This is a genomic window from Mesorhizobium sp. ESP6-5 (assembly GCF_020164695.1).
GTDB lineage: Bacteria > Pseudomonadota > Alphaproteobacteria > Rhizobiales > Rhizobiaceae > Mesorhizobium > Mesorhizobium australicum.
The window spans coordinates 154,320-172,566 of record NZ_JAIUGR010000007.1 but is presented as its reverse complement, the minus strand read 5'-3'; the positions used below and the strand labels follow the sequence as shown (position 1 = coordinate 172,566).

At 64.7% G+C, this 18,247-nt stretch carries 16 protein-coding genes; 6 read left to right on the top strand and 10 right to left on the bottom strand.

Features of this window, described 5'->3' with window-relative positions:
* Positions 1-23: 23 nt before the first annotated feature.
* Positions 24-464, bottom strand: coding sequence for a hypothetical protein (locus tag LB524_RS13675; protein WP_140663452.1), 441 nt, complete (start codon positions 462-464; stop codon positions 24-26).
* A gap of 223 nt (positions 465-687) precedes the next feature.
* On the opposite strand from LB524_RS13675, the gene LB524_RS13670 reads away from it, so the two are divergent.
* Positions 688-1,053, top strand: a complete 366-nt coding sequence (locus tag LB524_RS13670; RefSeq protein WP_140725526.1) for a hypothetical protein — start codon at positions 688-690, stop codon at positions 1,051-1,053.
* 56 nt (positions 1,054-1,109) lie between these two features.
* Here the strand turns inward: LB524_RS13670 and LB524_RS13665 are convergent, their stop codons facing one another.
* Both LB524_RS13665 and LB524_RS28850 read right to left on the bottom strand, forming a co-directional pair.
* Positions 1,110-1,820 carry a hypothetical protein gene (locus LB524_RS13665; protein ID WP_140663448.1) on the bottom strand — a complete coding sequence of 237 codons (711 nt, stop codon included), beginning with the start codon at positions 1,818-1,820 and terminating at the stop codon, positions 1,110-1,112.
* A gap of 272 nt (positions 1,821-2,092) precedes the next feature.
* The gene (locus LB524_RS28850; protein ID WP_263486586.1) at positions 2,093-2,215 is read right to left on the bottom strand and encodes a hypothetical protein; all 123 of its coding nucleotides are present in this window, start codon (positions 2,213-2,215) and stop codon (positions 2,093-2,095) included.
* A gap of 220 nt (positions 2,216-2,435) precedes the next feature.
* On the opposite strand from LB524_RS28850, the gene LB524_RS13660 reads away from it, so the two are divergent.
* From LB524_RS13660 to LB524_RS13650, 3 genes are all read left to right on the top strand, one after another.
* Complete coding sequence (locus LB524_RS13660) at positions 2,436-3,410, top strand: GlxA family transcriptional regulator (RefSeq protein WP_015316877.1); 975 nt, start codon at positions 2,436-2,438, stop codon at positions 3,408-3,410.
* A 130-nt stretch (positions 3,411-3,540) separates the two neighbouring features.
* Positions 3,541-4,869, top strand: coding sequence for an aspartate aminotransferase family protein (locus tag LB524_RS13655; protein WP_224527164.1), 1,329 nt, complete (start codon positions 3,541-3,543; stop codon positions 4,867-4,869).
* An 84-nt stretch (positions 4,870-4,953) separates the two neighbouring features.
* On the top strand, positions 4,954-6,111 hold the full coding sequence (locus LB524_RS13650) for an NAD(P)/FAD-dependent oxidoreductase (protein ID WP_224527161.1): 1,158 nt from the start codon (positions 4,954-4,956) through the stop codon (positions 6,109-6,111).
* 160 nt (positions 6,112-6,271) lie between these two features.
* Here the strand turns inward: LB524_RS13650 and LB524_RS13645 are convergent, their stop codons facing one another.
* The 5 genes from LB524_RS13645 to LB524_RS13625 all read right to left on the bottom strand — a co-directional run bounded on the left by LB524_RS13645 (position 6,272) and on the right by LB524_RS13625 (position 12,057).
* Positions 6,272-7,435, bottom strand: a complete 1,164-nt coding sequence (locus LB524_RS13645) for an ABC transporter ATP-binding protein (protein WP_140617952.1) — start codon at positions 7,433-7,435, stop codon at positions 6,272-6,274.
* Positions 7,428-8,570, bottom strand: coding sequence for an ABC transporter substrate-binding protein (locus LB524_RS13640; RefSeq protein WP_140617953.1), 1,143 nt, complete (start codon positions 8,568-8,570; stop codon positions 7,428-7,430). Before LB524_RS13640 ends, LB524_RS13645 begins: the two co-directional genes overlap by 8 nt.
* On the bottom strand, positions 8,567-9,409 hold the full coding sequence (locus LB524_RS13635; protein WP_140617954.1) for an ABC transporter permease: 843 nt from the start codon (positions 9,407-9,409) through the stop codon (positions 8,567-8,569). Before LB524_RS13635 ends, LB524_RS13640 begins: the two co-directional genes overlap by 4 nt.
* A gap of 13 nt (positions 9,410-9,422) precedes the next feature.
* A complete protein-coding gene (locus LB524_RS13630) occupies positions 9,423-10,301 on the bottom strand; it encodes an ABC transporter permease (RefSeq protein ID WP_224527158.1) in 879 nt (292 codons plus the stop codon).
* A gap of 205 nt (positions 10,302-10,506) precedes the next feature.
* A complete protein-coding gene (locus LB524_RS13625; protein ID WP_224527155.1) occupies positions 10,507-12,057 on the bottom strand; it encodes a winged helix-turn-helix domain-containing protein in 1,551 nt (516 codons plus the stop codon).
* Between the two features lie 185 nt (positions 12,058-12,242).
* On the opposite strand from LB524_RS13625, the gene LB524_RS13620 reads away from it, so the two are divergent.
* Positions 12,243-12,944, top strand: a complete 702-nt coding sequence (locus LB524_RS13620) for an alpha/beta fold hydrolase (protein ID WP_224527153.1) — start codon at positions 12,243-12,245, stop codon at positions 12,942-12,944.
* 82 nt (positions 12,945-13,026) lie between these two features.
* On the opposite strand, the gene htpG is transcribed toward LB524_RS13620, so the two are convergent.
* The gene (gene htpG / locus LB524_RS13615) at positions 13,027-14,919 is read right to left on the bottom strand and encodes a molecular chaperone HtpG (RefSeq protein WP_224527150.1); all 1,893 of its coding nucleotides are present in this window, start codon (positions 14,917-14,919) and stop codon (positions 13,027-13,029) included.
* Between the two features lie 230 nt (positions 14,920-15,149).
* Positions 15,150-16,034, bottom strand: a complete 885-nt coding sequence (locus tag LB524_RS13610) for a hypothetical protein (RefSeq protein ID WP_140725162.1) — start codon at positions 16,032-16,034, stop codon at positions 15,150-15,152.
* A gap of 154 nt (positions 16,035-16,188) precedes the next feature.
* Between LB524_RS13610 and LB524_RS13605 the strand changes: the two genes are divergently transcribed.
* Positions 16,189-18,207 carry an ABC transporter ATP-binding protein/permease gene (locus LB524_RS13605; protein ID WP_263484592.1) on the top strand — a complete coding sequence of 673 codons (2,019 nt, stop codon included), beginning with the start codon at positions 16,189-16,191 and terminating at the stop codon, positions 18,205-18,207.
* The last annotated feature ends 40 nt before the right edge of the window (positions 18,208-18,247 follow it).

Sequence of the window (18,247 nt, the reverse complement as noted above, 5' to 3'; positions counted from 1 at the left end):
AAACGGCCGGCAGGCCGAGGCTCCTACCTCAGCGAGATGGCGAGCCCGCTCAGATCGGCGTTGACCTGCAGGCCAACCTGTCGGCCCGTGAGTTCAAGCTGGGCGCCCTTGTCGTTGGTCATCACGATCACCTGGGCGCCTTTGCCGAGCGTGCCGCCGCCGCCGGCGGCGCCGTATACGCCAGTCACGTCCCGGACGCGCTTGATGTGACGCACGGTGCCCTGGAAATAGGTCTTGGAGACCCCGAAGGCGAGGCCGCCCGAGACGCCGCCGATCGAGATCGGGTATTTGCGGCCATGGAAAGTCAGCGTGCCCTCGCCACCGGAGCCGCCGACAAAGAAGGCCGCCTTGTAGACGGAGAAGCGGATTTTACCGCTGTCGGCATGCGCGGCGCTGGCCAGGCTGACGCCCGCAGCGGCGATCGCGGCAATGGCGATTGAACGAAATCCGGACGAAATAGTCATGATGGGAACTCCTGAAGATGTCCGCCTTGCCCGCCGGCAAGAATGTCAGCGTCGTATCAAGTTACAACTGAACAGTCTCGCCCATCATTGGTTCCCAGCTGCGGTCCAAATCTGGCGACGGGCGGCCCCCAGGAAACGAGGCCGGGCTCTCTGGTCGCAACGCTCCCCTTGTGAGATGAAGGCGTCCGTGTACTCTCCACGGTGGTTGGCAAAGGGATTCTGCATGAAAATTGCGGTGGGGCTTGCAACGTCCGCATTGGCCGCGACGATGGCCGGATGCGCGACCTCTCCAGTCGATTACGGAGCCTCGCTTTCGCAGCAGGACCAGAAATGGGCGACGCCGCAATGCCAGCAAGCTCGAGCGGCGGCTTCGGACTACGCGGTCCGCGAAAAAACGCATCCGGGTTGGGAATTCGTTGCACTTGGCCCGTATGGATTGGGGATCATAGCGGCCACCAAGGAGCACGAGCAGAAGCAGCGAAAGCTGCTCGCCCGCGACGTCCATCTGCAATGTTCGAGCCTTCCCCTGCCCAAGGAATTGCAGGGCGATCTCGGCGCTTCCGGCCCCGGTAAGGCGCAATATCCGTAGACGGGAATGGGGCGCGAGCGCGATCCTCGCCGGAAAATCGTTTTCCTGGGGTTGCTCTACCGCAGCAATCCTTCCGCCTCGAACGTGTCCCAGCCCTCGAGCTTTGGCGCATCGTCTTTTCCCGAATTCCTGGTCTTGCGGGCGTTGCCCGTCCGCTTGCCTGCTCGCGTCAGCGCGGCCTTGCCAGCTCCGCGCCTCCTGTTTTCGGATGTTTCCCGCGCGTCCTCCTCCCGCCAGGCGGTCGCCAGGTCACGATCAAGGACGTCCTCGATGTGGCGTGGATCGAAGACATGGAAGGTCACGGCCTTGGATCGCCCGCGCATCTTCACGGTGCGCGTGCCGATGCTTTTCAGGCGACCGTCCCTGAGCCACCTGTGCCGCTCGCGCGACGAGATGGTGAGAATGTCCTCCGCTTCTCGCGGAAGCACGGCCAGCGCTTCGATCCCCTCCAGCGTCCTGGAGATGGTCGCCGAGGCGGCCCGGAACGCATCCGCGTCGGCTTGCAGCATGCGCAAGACGATGCGGCCGGTCTCGGCCTTGGCAAATTTCCTCACTGTCCAGGGTAGCCTGGCTCGTACTTCGCGTTCGATCCCTTTCAGGCGCAAGGAGGAGCCAAGCGTCGCAGATGGCGGCAGCGGCCATTCGGCAACCATTGACGCGGTGCTCGCGCCTTGCTCGGCCCTCCGGTCAGGGGTGGTCGCAATCGCCGCTGCGATGCCACCTAGGACCTTCCGCAGGGAACCACGCCGCTTGGCTGCAGGTTTCATCTCTCATCTTCGCTCGTCAGGTGCCTGCCGTGCAACGATCGTTCGCACAACAGACAACCGAAACCAGGCTCGATCAGTTCCCCCTGGCATGGGACCCGGCGGGTGTTCGGCTTCATCGGCGGGGCAGTTGGATTCGCCGCCCGATGGACACGCTTCATTCGGGTTCGCCAAACCACCGCGCCGCGGCCTTGGCAACTCCCTCCAGGTCCGGATCAGCGTCGGTGGCCCTGGGGCCGCCACCGCAGCCAATAAGCCAGCGCGCGCGAAGTGTCTCACCGCCGGCGCGGATGGTCGTGCTCATCCGACTGCGCGAAGTCCTCGACTCCGAGGCCGCGCCTGATCTCGGCGCTGATCGCGCTTGCCCGCGCGGCGAGAAGGGTTGCGATCGCCTTCATGTCGGACGCGACGGGCGCTTGAGCAGCGTCCGATGTTCGTCGCGGGGATCTCGTGCACGAAGCCGAAGACCAGAACTTTCCCGGCGAAAGGAATTCGCTGGCGAAAGGAGTTGGGCTTGCCAAACCAACTCTGCCTTTTCCGACACGGGCTATATAAGGGGGTAGCGATTGATGCGCAGCAGGGTGCAATCAGAGGGCACGAGGACGGTTCCGAACAACAATGGCCAGGCGTTTTGCGTTTCTCCTCGTTCGCGACTTCACGCTGTCGCCGCTATCGTTGTTCATCGACACGCTGCGGCTGGCGGGCGATGAGGGCGACCGCAGCCGCAGGATAGAGTTCGACTGGGAGATCGTCGGCGAACGCGGCCTGCCGATCCGGGCAAGTTGCGGCGTCGAATTGCTGCCGACCGGGGGGATCGGCAACCCCGAGGATTTCGATAACGTGGTCGTGGTCGGCGGCCTGCTCGACACAAACCGCAGCCTGAGTTCCGAGAAGGAGGCGTTTCTTTTGCGTGCCGCCGGCAAGGGAGTGCCGCTGACGGCGCTCTGCACGGGAAGCTTCGTGCTGGCGCGCTACGGGTTGCTCGACGGCTACAGCGCTGCCGTCAGCTGGTTCCACATCAAGGATTTCCGCAGCCGGTTCCCGGAGGTCAACGCCCATGCCGACAGCCTTTTTACCGTCGACCGGGGCCGCGCGACATGCGCGGGCGGCACGGGTGCCGCCGACCTCGCGGGCCATTTCGTGTCCCAGTTCATCGGCCAGAAGGCGGCCGAGAAGGCCGCCAAGATCCTGGTGCTCGACCGGATCAGGAGCAGCCGCGACGTGCAGCCCGTCGGCGACCTGTTTCCGGCGGCGTCGAGCCGGGCGGTGAAGCGGGCCTTGCTGTTGATGGAGAGCAACCTGCAGGAGACGCTGTCGGTGGCCGAGATCGCAAGCCGCCTGAACTGCTCGCGGCGCCAGCTCGAACGGCTCTTCGGGTTGGAACTGGGAATCGGCCCGATGGCGGCATATCTGGCGCTCAGGGTGCATCATGCGAAGTCGCTGCTGGAAGGCAGCGACTTGCAGATCGGCGACATCGCCTACCGCTGCGGCTTCACCAATGCCGGCCATTTCAGCCGTGTGTTCCGCCAGCAGACCGGCATCACGCCAACCCACCTCAGGCATCCGAACCGGGCAGTGGCGGCGGGAGGATAATGGTCAGTGACGGCCTGGTCGTGTCGCATACTCCGCCTGGCCGATTGCGTCGGTGCAGAAGCTGGCCATAGCATTGCGACGAGCGGCGGTGCCGCCGCCGCCTTGACGGTCAAATTCGCCAGCGAGAGCCATGCCGCATTATCCCGACGCCATGCCTGGATCAAAGAGCCTCTTCGAGCGCGCCAAGAAGGTGATGCCGGGCGGCAATACGCGCACCACCGTCTTTGTCGATCCGTTTCCGATCTATGCCGCGCGAGGCGAGGGGTGCAGGGTCTGGGATGTCGACGGCAACGTCTACTATGACTGCATCAACAATTTCACCTCGATGATCCATGGCTACACACATCCCGACGTCGCTGCCGCTGTGGTCGAGCAACTGCCGTTCGGCACGGCCTTCGGCGCCCCGACGCTCAGCGAGATCGAGCTTGCCGAGCTTCTCGTCGACCGGCTGCCCTCCGTCGACCGGATTCGCTTCACCAACTCCGGCACGGAGGGGGTGATGATGGCCATCAAGGCCGCGCGCGCCTTCACCGGGCGGCCGAAGATCGTCAAGATCGAAGGCGCCTACCATGGGTCGTATGATTTCGCCGAGGTGAGCCTGGACAGTTCCCCGGCCAATTGGGGCGACATGCCAAGATCGACGCCTTACGCAATGGGAACGCCGCGCGGGGTGCTGGACGATGTGATTGCCGTGCCCTTCAACGATGTCGAGGCGCTTCGCGCCGTCTTCGCCGCTCAGGGCGACAGCATAGCAGGCGTGCTGATCGACCCGATGCCAAATCGTGCCGGCCTCATCCCGGCACGCCGGGACTATCTGCGCGCAATAGTCGAGATTGCCCGCGCGGCCGGGACCCTGATTGTCTTCGACGAAGTCATCTCGTTTCGCCTTGGCTGGTCGGGCGCGCAGGGGTTGTGGGGCATCGAGCCCGACCTGACCGCGCTCGGAAAGATCATCGGCGGCGGCTTCCCCGTGGGCGCCGTTGGCGGGCGCGCCGATGTCATGGCGGTGTTCGATCCGACCAGGGGCAAGCCCGCTCTTCCCCATGGCGGCACGTTCACCGCCAATCCGGTGACCATGCGGGCCGGGCTCGCCTCGATGCGGGCGCTGACGAAGGAGAGCTTTGCCCATCTCGATACGCTGGGCGCATTCCTGCGCGAAGGGGTGTCCGCCTCGTTCGACAGGCATGGCCTTGCCGGCCAATGCGTGGGCCTCGGTTCGCTGTTCAAGGTTCATTTTACCTCGCATCCGGTTACGGACTATAGATCCGTCTATCCGGGCCAGGCCGAGCACCGGAGGTTCGATACATTCCACAAGGGCTTGCTCGGCCGCGGCGTCCTGTCTGCCAGCTACGGCCTGTTCGCGCTCTCGACGCCCATGACACAGGCGGACGCGCGCAGCATTCTGCATGCGATCGACGACACCTTGGGCGAGATCGCCGCGCAGCGTGGATCAGGATGACGTTTGGTCGATTCGCCTCCCTATCTCTTTGTCGAAGCATGAGCTCTGGAACATCGGGGATCATGCCTGAACGCAGGTGACAATATGACAGCTTCCCTCCATGTCGCGGTGATCGGTGCGGGCACGCTGGGCCTATGCACGGCGCTCAACCTCCTCGAACAGGGCGCGCGCGTGACGGTGCTGGAAGCGCAGTCGATCGCTTCAGGCTCGAGCGGCAGGTCGGTCGGCGTTGTCGGGTCGCAATTTACCGATCCGTTCGAGATCATGCTTCGCGTTCAATCGTTCCGCCGGTTTCGCCAGTGGGAGGGGCAGGGGCTTCAATTCAACCACATCGGTTATCTTCGGCTCGCGCGCACGCCCGCGCAGATGGAGCTGTTCGCGAAGTCAGTCGAGATTCAGGGCGGGGCCGGCCTGAAGTCGCGCCTGATCCGCGCGAACGAACTCAGGGACCTTGTTCCCCACCTCAGCCCCGACGGGCTCGAAGGCGGTTTGTTCGGACCCGACAACGGCTTTCTCGATCCCTATGACATGTGCAATTTCCTGGCGCGGATCGTCCGCGAAAAGGCCGGCGACATCCGCCAGTACCGCAAGGTGCTCGGGGTGGGAAGGCGGCCAGGCGGCTACAGGCTGGAGACCAATGGCGATCCGGTCGAATGCGATGCCGTGGTCAACGCAGGCGGCGCCTGGGCGCCGCGGGTCGCCGAGCTCTTCGGCCAGCGCCTGCACATATGGCCCGAGCGCCATGAGGCGGTCGTCATCCATCTGGACAGGCCGCTCGACTATACGATGCCGATGGTCATGGACCTCGTGGACGGCGAGGGCAGCGGCCTTAATTTCCGCCACGACAAGCCAGGCGCGCTGATTGCCGAGATCCACAAGGTGACGTCCATCGCTCCCGAGGATCCGGACAATTACAACGACCAGTGCGAGGAGCAATCGAAGGTCCACCTGGCCGAACTGCTGCTGGAACGGCTGCCCGATCTGCCGGGCGCGCGGCTTGGCCGTGGCTGGGCCGGCCTTTATCCTGTCACGGCCGATCATCGGCCGCTCGTCGGACCGATCGATGCCTCGGAACCGGCATTGGTCACCGCCGCCGGCGCCGGCGGCTATGGCATCCAGCTGGCGCCGGTGATCGGGCAGATCGCGGCGGATTGGGTTCTTCAAGGCGCGCCGGCTTCAGTGCCCGGAGCCGGGAGCCTTGCACCCACGGCCGAGCGCAACATCCGCAAAGTCGATCACTGACCGGTGCGAGTTGAAACCAGACCGGCGCTGCCGGAATTGCGGAAACAAGCGTTTAGAGCCCCGATGGGGATCTGCAGACCCACGCCTTCAGGCGGCTGGGATCTGGGCTGTTGCGCGAGACGGCACGGGGTGGCTGAACCGCACCAAGCGCCCGCGACCTTCAGGAAATCCGCTTCCCGGCCCCGTCCAGCAGCACGCAGCCGTCCGGGGCAAAACCCAATTCGATCGTCTCGCCTTCGCGAAGCACGCGGCCAGTGATCGGTGTATTGGCGCGGAGGCTGGTCTTGCCGCCGATGTCGATCTCGTAGATCGCGCTGCCGCCCAGATAGGAGGCCGAGATCACGCGGCCGGACAGCCGATTGGCGCTCGTTCCAGCACCGACCGAAAATTTCTGCGGCCGCACCACGACGGTGACCTTGCTGCCGTCGGCAAGCGGCCTTGGACAAGCCACGCTGACCGTCTGGCTGGTGCCAAGCACCACCGTTACCGTTCCTTGGCCGGACCGGCTCACGGTCCCTGCAAGCATGTTGGCCTTGCCGAGGAAGTCGGCGACGAAGGCTGTCGCCGGCGCCTCGTAGACCTCCTCCGGAGTGCCGATCTGCTCCACCGCGCCCGCGTTCATCACCACGATACGATCCGACATGGAAAGGGCTTCTTCCTGGTCGTGCGTGACGAAGATGGCGGTGATGCCGGTTTCCTTCTGGATCTTCTTGATCTCGACGCGCATCTCCTCGCGCATGTTGGCGTCCAGCGCCGACAACGGCTCATCCAGCAGCAGCACCTGCGGCTCGAAGACGATGGCGCGGGCGAGCGCGATGCGCTGCTGCTGCCCGCCTGACAGTTGCGACGGCAGCTTCTTCTCGCTGCCCGGCAGCCGCACCATTTCGAGCGCCTTGCCGACCTTGCGCACGATCTCGGGCTTCGGCACGTTGCGGTACTTCAGGCCGAAGGCGACGTTGTCGAATACGTTCTTGTGCGGGAAGAGCGCGTAGCTCTGGAAGACCAGCCCGATGTTGCGCTTGTAGATCGGGACGTCGTCGACGCGCCGCCCGTCGATCATGATTTGGCCGCCCGAAATATCGACCAGGCCGGCGATGGAGCGCAGGATCGTGGTCTTGCCGCAACCCGAAGGCCCGAGCAGGGTGACGAAGCTGCCCTTGCGGATCGAGAGCGAGAAATCGCGCACCGCGACGAACTTGCCGTAGGCGATGTCGATGTCGCGGAACTCGACCGCCGGGCTGTTCGCCTCGGCGGCCGCGCTCGCGCCGGCTGCCCCGGCCTGAACAGGCCGGGGATGGAGTGTCGTTTCCTGGCTGTCAGGCACCCTTCGAGATCCTGTTCCACTGCTTGGTCCAGGCGTCCTCGTTGGTCGCCCAGTAGGTCGGATCGGCAAAGGTCAGCGACTTCATCGTGCCCGTCTTGTCGAATGCCGGCAGCTTCTCGATCTTCTCGGTCAGCTTGACCTTGTTAGGATCGAGCGACGGCGGATAGCTCTGGCCTTCGGCCACCGCGATCGAGGTCGCCGGGTCGAGCATGAAGTTGATGAGTTCCTCGCATTCGGCCATGGGCGAACCCTTCAGAATCAGCATGTCCTCCATCCAGGCGTAGGAGCCGGCCGGATCGAGATAGCCGATAGGATGGCCCTGGTCCTGCAGCGCGGCGACGCGGCCCGACCAGGCATCGGTCACCACGATCTCACCCTTGGAAAGCAGGTCCATCAGCTCCGCGCCGGAACTCCAGAACTTCTTGGCGAGGTCGCGCGTCTCGCGCACCTTGGCCCAGATGGCGTCCATGTCCTTGAGGTTGTTGGGGTCCTGCCCGGTGGCGAGCGCCGCATACCAGACGCGCGTCGTCATGTCGGAATAGCCGCCGACCTTGCCGGCATATTTCTTGTCGAGCAGGAGCCCGGCGCCCTTTTCCTTGGCTTCCTCCGGCGAGATCACCTTGGTGTTGTAGGCGATGCCGGTGGTGCCGTAGTCGTAGGGCACGGCCGATAGCTTTGGCGTCAGCTTGCGGAACGGCTCGATCATCGGCTGCAGCACGTTCGCCATGTTGGGAATGTTGGCCTCGTTGATTTCCGAGGTCAGGCCGGCGTTCACGTATTTGATGTAGTAGTTGACGCCGGAGGAATGGATGACCTGGTAGTCGCCGGGCTTGGCGGTCTTGATCTTGGTGATGATCTCGTCCTCGTCGCCGAACGTGCCCTGGACCACCTTGATCTTGGTCTTGGTCGTGTAGGGCTGGAAGGCGAACTTGTCGATCGCATCCTGCACCGTGCCGCCCCAGCCGTCGAAGCGAACCTCCTGGACCGCGGCGAGCGCCCGGCCCATCCAAGGCATCGAAAGGCCCGCCGATGCTGCCGCGGCTGCGGTCAGCGTCAGGAATGTGCGGCGGCTCAGGTCGCCATTGGCGTATCGATCGTGCAGCCGTTCCAGCCGCTTGGTGGTGGTGAGTTTCATTGTATTTCCTCCTTTGGTTCGCCACGTCTTCTCAGTTTTGTCAGGCTTTGCAGGATCAGGCCACCGATCAGCGGGATGCCGACGGTCACCAGGATCATCACGGTGCCGAGCGCGTTGATCTCCGGGCTGATCGAAATCTTGAGCATGGAAAGGATCTGGGTCGGCATGGTCTCGACGCCGGCCGGCCGCCAGAACAGGCTGGCCGAGGTGTTGTCGAACGAAATGGTGAAGGCGAGCAGGGCGCCGCCGACAACGGCCGGGATGAGCAGCGGCAGCGTGATCTCGCGGAAGGACGAGAAGCGAGAGGCGCCAAGCGACAGTGCGGCCTCCTCGTAGACGCGCCGGATGCCGATCATGCGCGCCTGGGCGATCAGCACCACATAGGGCACGGCGAGCAGGATATGGCCAAGCACCAGGAGCAGCATGGTCCTCGGCTGGTCGACGGCCTTGATCAGCACCAGCAGGCCGACGCCGAGGATGGTTTCCGGCACCAATGCCGGCAGGATCACCAGCGTGCTCAGCGCCTGCTTGCCGCGAAATTCGAAGCGGACCAAGGCAAACGCCGTGGTGACGCCGATGGCGGTGGTGACGATGGCGGTGACCAATGCGATCCACAAGGATGTTCGAAAGGCAGCCAGCACCGCCTCGTTGGCCATCAGCTTGCCGTACCATTGCAGGCTGAAGCCGGTCATCGGGAAGCCGCCGAACATCGAGGCGTTGAACGACAGGACCACCGTCGCCACGATCGGCGCGAACATGAAGATGTAGACGCAAACCGTGACAAAGCCGGTCAGCCGCCAGGCCCATCTCCCTTCCTGCCTGCGCCGTGTTCCCCTCATCCTGCAAGCCCCGTCATCCGCCAAGCCCTTTGACGATCTGCGACATGCCCATGTAGCGCGTGTAGACGGCGGCGAAGAAGCCGAGCACGATGAGCAGCACGATCGAAAGCGTGGCTCCCATAGGCCAGTTCAATTCGCCCATGATGGTGTCGTAGATCAGGTTGCCGAACAGAGCGTCGCGGCCCGAGCCGAGAAGCTGCGGCGTCACATAGCTGCCGGCGGCCAGCACGAAGCAAAGCAGCAGGCCCGCCGCCAGGCCGGGCAGCGACAGCGGCAGCGTGACCTCCCGGAACGCCTGCGCACTCGTGCAGCCCATCGAGCGGGCCGCCGAAATCAACGTCCGATCAATGCTCTCCAGGCTGACATAGACATTGAGGATCATGTAGGGCAGCAGGAAGTGCAGCATGCCCAGGATGACCGCGCCTTCGTTGTAGAGCATCTGCAGCGGCTCATGGATGATGCCCATTTTGAGCAGCGCGACGTTGATGACGCCCTGTTCCCCCAGGATGTTGATCCAGGAGAAGGTGCGGATGGTGAAGCTGATCCAGAACGGCACGATCAGCAAAAGCAGCAACAGCCATTTGTGCTTGAAGGTTGTGGCCCAGATGAAATAGGCGGGGAAGTAGCCGAGCACGCCGCACAGCAGCGCCGTCATGGCTCCGACCCTCAAGGTCTTCAGGAGGAAGCCGTGATAGTAGCTGTCGGTGAGGAATTCGTGCCAGTTCGCCGTCGTCAGTGCGCTCGTTTCCACGCCCGCGGTGACAAAAGTGAAGAAGGTATAGCCGGCCATCACGGCGATCGGCAGCACCAGGAAAAAAATCAGCAGCAAGAGCACCGGCGCGACCAGCATCCAGGCCAGCCGTGGATCATACAATGTCCATCGTCGTTTCATGAGCACCCGGACGTCCGCCTTCTTTGAAGGCCTGTTTTGTTCCCGGGCCAAGATTGGGTGATTGGCGGCCCGATGTCTACAGTCGGCGATTGAGCCAGTGGACTTCCGCGTGTCGGCCCGATGGCCCAGAACAATTATCGGCGAAGGCAATACCACGGTTGGGCATGGCCGTTCTATCGGATGTGTTTGCTGGCGCAGCCGTTTTCTAAGCCGGCAGGCCGGCCACGAGCAGGGCGTCGGTGACGTCGTCGATTATGCCAGGCGCGATTCCGACGGCGGCGGCCCAGCGGCCGATGGTGAAATGCGGATCGAGCGCGATGAGCCGTGCGGCCGACGCTCTTGCCTCCTCGATCCGTCCGAGTCTCGCCAGCGGCGCGGCCAGCCAGCCATGCAGGATGCTGAAACCGGGGTTCAGCTCCACCGCCCGCCGGCCGGCTGCGATGGCCTGTTCGTGCCGGCCGGACAGAAAATTGCCGAAGCCGACAATGCCTTGCGGCACGCAGCTCATGGCGTCGAGGGGGGAGAGCCGCATCGCCTGCTCGCACCAGTCGATGGCGCGCGCCGCATCGCCGCCATAAGCCACCGGCACGCAGCCAAGAGTGTAAACGAAGGCGCAAGAGGCGCTGAGCGCCAAGGCTTGCGCGAACATCTCGTCGGCCAGCCTGCGGTCATGCTCGACCAGGCCGATTGTGAAGCCGGCCAAGGCCAGCGCCATCGCGTCGCCCGAGCCGTGCTCGATCGCCGCATGGGCATGGTGCGACGCCTTCTGGCGATGCTCCGCCAGCATGCCGCCGCGGATGAAAAGGGTTTGATGCGCCCAGGCGGCAAAGCCGTGGGCGAGCGCATAACTCGGCTCGATGGCCAATGCCTGGTCGAGCAGAGGCAGTCCCTTGGCCGCGCCCTGGGGCATGAAGGTGTAGACATCGGGCAGGGCGCGCAGAAAAAGGTCGTAGGCGTCGAGACTGTCGGGCCGCTGGCGCTTGACACGTTCGATCTCGGCCCGGCGCAGATTGGGCTCGATGGCAGCGACCACGCTGATGGTGATCTCGTCCTGCAGCGCGAACACGTCGGTCAGCTCGCGATCGTAGCGCTCGGCCCACAGATGGCTGCCGTCCTCGGCATCGATCAACTGGCCGGTGATGCGCACGCGGCCGCCGACCTTGCGCACCGAGCCTTCCAGCACGTAGCGCACGCCGAGCTCGCGCCCGACCTGCTTCACGTCGACGGCGCGGCCCTTGTAGGTGAAGCTCGAATTCCGCGCGATGACGAACAGCCAGCGGATGCGGGACAGGCCGGTGACGATGTCCTCGACCATGCCGTCGGCAAAATAGTCCTGATCCGCGTCGCCGCTCATGTTCACGAAAGGCAGAACGGCGATGGAGGGGCGGGCGGGAATGCCGAGGCCAGGCTTCAGTGTCCCCACCGGCGCTGCCGCCTCGGCGCCTATGTCCTCGCGTACGGTGCCGACGAAACGAAAGCCCCGGCGCAGGATGGTACGGACGAGGCGCTGCTGCTCGCCATTGTCCTGAAGGGCGCCGCGGGCGGCATTGACACGGCTGGCAAGCGTGGCGTCGGAGACGATGCGTCCCTGCCAGACCGCATCGACCAGATCGTCCTTGCTCACAACCCGCTCGCGATTGCGGATCAGATATTGTAGCAGGTCGAACACCTGCGGCTCGACCGGGATCAGCTCGTTGCCCCTGCGTAGTTCGCGCCGGTCGCCGTCCAGAGCGAAATCCTCGAAAAGATACGGCAAATTGCTGGCTCCAGATGGGCGGAAACGCTGACCTGGACACTGTAGACGTGTCGTGGGCGCAAAATCAAAGCCCTCTCAAGACAAAATCAAGAGGTCCTGAAGGTCACCTCAAAGCGAGCGCGGCGGCCCCGGCGCATAGTCCTCCTGCAAACAACGCAAACCACAATTTGAAAAGGAGAACTCAAATGTCCAACACCGCAGCAAATTCGGTCGTCCTCGTCCATGGCGGCTTTGTCGACGGCTCCGGCTGGGAAGGGGTCTATCATCAGCTCAAGGAGGACGGCTACGACGTTACCATCGTCCAGAACCCGACCACCTCGCTCGCCGACGACGTCGCTTTCACCAGGCGCGCCATCGCCGCCGCTCCCGGCAATGTCATCCTGGTCGGCCACTCCTATGGCGGCGTCGTGGTGTCGGAAGCCGGCACCGATCCCAAGGTTTCAGCCGTCGTCTACATCGCGGCCTTCGCCGCCGATGCCGGCGAGTCGGTCTCGACCCTGATCGCCAACCCGCCTCCCGGCGCCGCCGTGCCGCCGATCCTGCCGCCTGTCGACGGCTTCCTGATGCTCGACAAGGCCAAGTTCGCCGCCTCGTTCGCCGCCGACGTCCGTCCTTCGCTCGCCTCCTTCATGGCGGACTCGCAGGTGCCGTGGGCAGTGGCCGCACTCGAAGGCAAGGTCACCGAGCCTGCCTGGAGGGTGAAGCCGAGCTGGTACCTGGTCGCAACGGACGACCATATGATCCCGCCGCCAGCACAGCGCCAGATGGCAAATCGGGCTGGCGCGACGACGGTGGAAGTGCCCGGCAGTCATGCGGTCTACGTTTCCGATCCCGCATCCGTCGCCAAGCTGATCAAAGACGCAGCCGCCAGCGTCGGCAGGAGCTGAACCGGCATTCCTCCCAACAAAAGGCCTGGGTGCCCGGCGGCGCCCAGGCCTTTGCCTGTTCCGGCCGAGGCTCCGACTGGCCTCATCCCTTCGGCAGGCCGCGCGCGATCAGCCGGGCGAGGCGCTCCGAAAACGCCCTGGCGTCGGCCGGCTTGTCGCCGTCGAGGACGCGCGCCTCGTCGTAGAGAAGGTGGGCGGCGTCGTCCTTGAAGGCCTGTTCGTCGTCGCCGAGACTGGCGAGCGCCAGGACGCGCTCGTGGCGGGGGTTGATCTCGAGGATCGGTTTGGCCGTCTTGTCGAGGCGGCCGGCGGCGTTGAGCAGCCGCTCGAACTGCCGGTCGGGACCGTGTTCGGGCGCCACCAGGCAGACCGCGCTTTCGGTCAGGCGGTCGGAGGCCTTCACGTCCGACACGGCATCGCCAAGCGCCGCCTTGACGAAGGCCAGGAAGCCATCGACCTCGGGCGCCGCCGCCGCATCCGGCTTGTTCGCCTCGTCGAGCAGCGGGATCTCGGAAAGTTCAGCCACGCCCTGCGTCACCGACCTGAACGGCTTGCCGTCGAATTCGGGCGCCATCGACGTCCAGAAACTGTCGACCGGGTCGGTGAGCAGCAGCACCTCGATGCCGCGTGCCTTGAAGCCTTCAAGCTGCGGCGAGGCTTCGAGCCGTGCACGGTCGTCGCCGGCCATGAAGAAGATCGCCTTCTGGCCTTCCTTCATCGCCGAGACGTAGTCGGCGAGGCCGCGCCAGCCTTCGCCGGAGGCGGTTGAGCGGAAGCGGGCGAGCTTCAAGAGCTGCTCGCGCCGCTCATGGTCCTCGTAGAGCCCTTCCTTGAGCACGACGCCGAAGTTTTCCCAGATTTTCGCATAGGCCTCGGTCTCGGTCTCCGCCAGCTTGGCGAGATCGCCAAGCACGCGGTTGGTCAGGCCCTTGCGGATCGCGGCCAGCAGCAGGCTTTCCTGGATCATCTCGCGCGAGACGTTGAGCGGCAGGTCGGCGGAATCGACCAGCCCGCGCATGAAGCGCAGGTAGCGCGGCAACAGATCGGCATCATCGGTGATGAAGACGCGGCGCACATAGAGCTTCATGCGGCCCTTGCGGTCCTGGTCGAACAGATCGAAGGGACGCGAGCCGGGCACGAAGGCCAGCACGCTATATTCCTGCCGGCCCTCGGCGCGAAAATGGATGGTGGCGGCCGGCTCGTCATACTGGCCGGAGACGCCGCGGTAAAAGTCGGTGTATTCCTCGGGCTTGATCTCGCTTTTCGGCCTGACCCAAAGGGCCGTGCCGTCGGCAATGTCGCGCGCCTCGGCACCGGGCTTCTCGATGAGCGTGATCGGCACCGGCACATGGCCCGACTGCGACTTGGCCAGTTGCTCGAGCCGATAGGATCCGGTGTAGGACGCGGCGTCGTCCATCAGATGCAGCACGACGCGGGTGCCGCGCTTGGGGGCGGCTTCGAGCGGGGCGGGCGCGATCTCGTAGGAACCCTTGCCGTCGGACGACCAGCGCCAGGCTTCTTCGCTTCCCGCCAGGCGGCTGATGACGTCGACGCGGGTCGCGACCATGAAGGCGGAGTAGAAGCCGACGCCGAACTGGCCGATCAGCTGCGTGTCCTCGCTCGAATTGCCGGCGCCGACGCGCTCGATGAAAGCGCGCGTGCCCGAGCGCGCGATCGTGCCCAGCGCCTCCGTCATGTCGTCGCGGCTCATGCCGATGCCGTTGTCCTCGACGGTGATCAGCTTGCCGTCGGGATCGGCTGCAATCGAGATGCGGGGCTTCGGATCGTCGGCCAGCAATTCGGGGCGACTGACGGCCTCGAAGCGCAGCTTCTCGCAGGCGTCGGCGGCGTTGGAAATCAGTTCGCGCAGGAAGACGTCCTTATCAGAATAGACCGAATGCACCATCATGTGCAGCAGCCGCGAAACATCCGCCTCGAATGCCTTGGTTTCCGTCGCTTTCGTGTCTGTCGTCATTCCGGGTTTCCCACGCTTTCATCCGCCCGTCGCGCCATGCGCGATCGGGACTTCCTTTCATCAATTTTCAACGGTGCTGGCAACTGCCGTCAGCAAGACCAGCGCGCCGGCAATATCGTGATGGGGTGCGGAGGCCGCAAGGGGTGGAAACGGTGCTGACGACGAAACAGCCAATCTTTCCCCCCGAGGGGGAGATTGGCAGCGTCAGCGCCGCGTCCGCCTTGCGCGCCCTACTTCCCAGCCATCTGGTCGGCAAGCGTCTGCGCCTGGGCAAGCAGCGCGGGGAAGGCCGGGTTGTCGCGCAGGTTCTTGCCCATGCAGGCGCGGAAGTCGCTGTCGCCTTTTGCCCAGGCGGCGTCGGCGGCATCGGATGTATTTTCGTCGCTGTCGTCGGTGGCCTGCTTGACCAGTTTCTGGGCGGCGGCGTCGGCCGCGGTCCAGACCGCCTCGCAGGCCGCGATCCTTGGGACGGGCGGTGTCGCGGGCGCCTCGGCGATCATGACACTGTTGCCCTTGACTAGCGTGACGACGATTTCCTGGTCGTAGTTAGGTCCGACATCCTGTGCCCAGCCGCCAAGGCGGGCGATCGCCATGTCGGCGCCGTCGGGCGTCTTCAGGGTGAAGTCGAGCGTGCCTGTGAAAGCGGCGTCGCTGCCGATCGCCTGGGTGTAGAACGCATCGAGCTTCAGCGCCGCGTCGAAGCTGGTGGGCAGTTTGAGATCGGCGTCCGTCTCCGCCGCACGCGATTGCAGCCAGCGCTCGACCAGCCCGCGTGTCGACGCGACGATGCTGGGGCCGTCCTCGGTGCCGTGACGCAGCCCGTCCAGCATGCCGAAGCCGACATCGGAGGAACTGAGGCTTTCGATATTGATCCTGCCGGCCGCCGGAAAACCCTTGACCGTGAAAGGTCCAAGAAGCGTCGAAAGGCGCTGTTCGAGATCGGCGCGGGCCTTCTCATTGGCCGCATCGAGCGTTTCCACCGGAGCGTTCGCGCTTTCCATCGCGGCGATGGCCGCGATCGCCTTGTCGCGCGCGGCGATGTAGTCGTCCTCCGGCGAAGCCGCATACGCCGCACCGCTCGCCAGCGCGAACACCAAAGTCCAGACCAGACGCATCGTGAAAACCTCCGTTTTACAAGCTCTTCGCGTGGCTTGGTGGCGATTGTGCGGCGGTGAACTCATGGCGAGACGTGGCGGATATCGGGGCACCAGGACAGCCCTGGCAAGGTCGCAAGCCCTCATGATGAAACCTTCCGATACCCAGGCCGTTATGGCCGTTGTGGCAGACATCAAACCCAAACAGAGGCCGGCCGGCGGCGCCAAGCCAAACGGTGCCAGGAAGCCCCGCCGGGAGAAGGTACCCGATGTCGAGGCCGCATCCGAGGTCGTCGGCGAGGCGGCGCCGCCGCCAGCGGCGGTGGAACCTGATCCGCAGCTGAGCCCCGAACAGGCCGAACAGGCGCGCAAGAAATACCTGCTGAAGCGCTTCTGGATCAGCGCGCGCGGCTATTGGAGCCGGCGGGGCGACAAGCTCGCCTGGCCATGCACGATCGCGCTCCTGATCCTGATCTGCGTCAATGTCGGCTTCCAGTACGGGATCAATGTCTGGAACCGCTCGATCTTCGACGCCATCGAGCAGCGCAATGCGCCGACCGTCTATTTCCTGAGCGCCGTGTTCGTGCCGCTGGTGCTTGGAAGCGTCAGCCTTGTCGTTGCGCAGGTCTATCTGCGCATGACGATCCAGCGCCGCTGGCGCTCCTGGCTCACTACATCCATCATCGGCCGCTGGCTCACCAACGGCCGCTACTACCAGCTCAATCTCGTCAGCGGCGATCACCAGAACCCGGAAGCCCGCATCGCCGACGATTTGCGGATCGCCACCGAATCGCCTGTTGATTTCGTCTCCGGCGTGCTCAACGCGTTCCTGGCGGCCTCGACCTTCATCGTCGTCTTGTGGACCATCGGCGGCGCGCTGACGCTGCCGATCGGCTCCTCGACCGTCACCATTCCGGGCTTTCTCGTCATCACCGCGGTCATCTATGCCGGCATCACCTCCACCTCGATGGTGGTCATCGGCCGGCATTTCGTCGAACTTTCCGAGCAGAAGAACCAGGCGGAAGCGGAATTTCGCTACACGCTGATGCGCGTGCGCGAAAACGGCGAGAGCATCGCCCTGCTCGGCGGCGAGGAGGAGGAGCGCAGCGGCATCGACAGGACCTTCGCCGGCGTGCTGGGGAAGTGGGCGATGCTTGCTGGCCAGCACATGCGCACGGCGCTGGTCTCGCAGGGATCGAGCCTGTTCGCGCCGGTGGTGCCGGTGCTTTTGTGCGCGCCAAAATTCCTCGACGGCTCGATGTCGCTTGGGCAGGTCATGCAGGCGGCATCCGCCTTTGCCATCGTGCAGGGCGCGTTCGGATGGCTGGTCGACAATTACCCGCGCCTGGCCGACTGGAACGCCTCGGCACGGCGCATCGCCTCGCTGATGATGTCGCTGGATGGGCTCGAGCGCGCGGAAGAGAGCGACGCGCTCGGACGCATCAATCGCGGCGAGACCAAGGACGACACGATGCTCAACCTCAACAATCTGTCCGTGTCGCTCGATGACGGCACCGCCGTGGTCAAGGAAACCGAGGTGGTGATCCAGCCGGGCGAGCGGCTGCTGGTGGCCGGCGAATCCGGTTCGGGCAAGAGCACGCTGGTGCGGGCGATAGCGGGCTTGTGGCCGTGGGGCGGCGGCAGCGTCGATTTCCACCCGGGCAAGCGCATGTTCATGCTGCCGCAGCGCCCCTACATCCCCTCGGGCACGCTGCGCCGGGCCGCTGCCTATCCAGGCGCCGCCGAGGATTGGACGATCCCGCAGATCAGGGCTGCCCTCGACAAGGTTGGGCTCGGTCATCTTGGCGACCGGATCGAGGAAGACGCGCCGTGGGACCAGACCCTGTCGGGCGGCGAGAAGCAGCGCCTGGCCTTCGCGCGGCTGCTCCTGCACGCGCCCGATATCATCGTGCTGGACGAGGCGACGGCGGCACTCGACGAGAAGAGCCAGGACAGGATGATGGAGACCATCATCCACGAATTGCCTAATGTGACCATCTTGAGCGTGGCGCACCGCGCCGAGCTGGAGGCCTTCCACAGCCGCAAGATCACGCTCGAGCGGCGCAAGGGTGGCGCCAAGCTGGTCAGCGATATCGACCTCGCCCCGCGCAAACGCAGGGGCTTGCTCGGCCGCGCCCTGTGGGGTTCCGGCACTTCCGCCGAAAAGCGCGGCGCCGCCCGTAAAAAGAGTTGATGGCGCTCAGGCGAGTTCTGGTTTCAGCTCAAGGGATGGC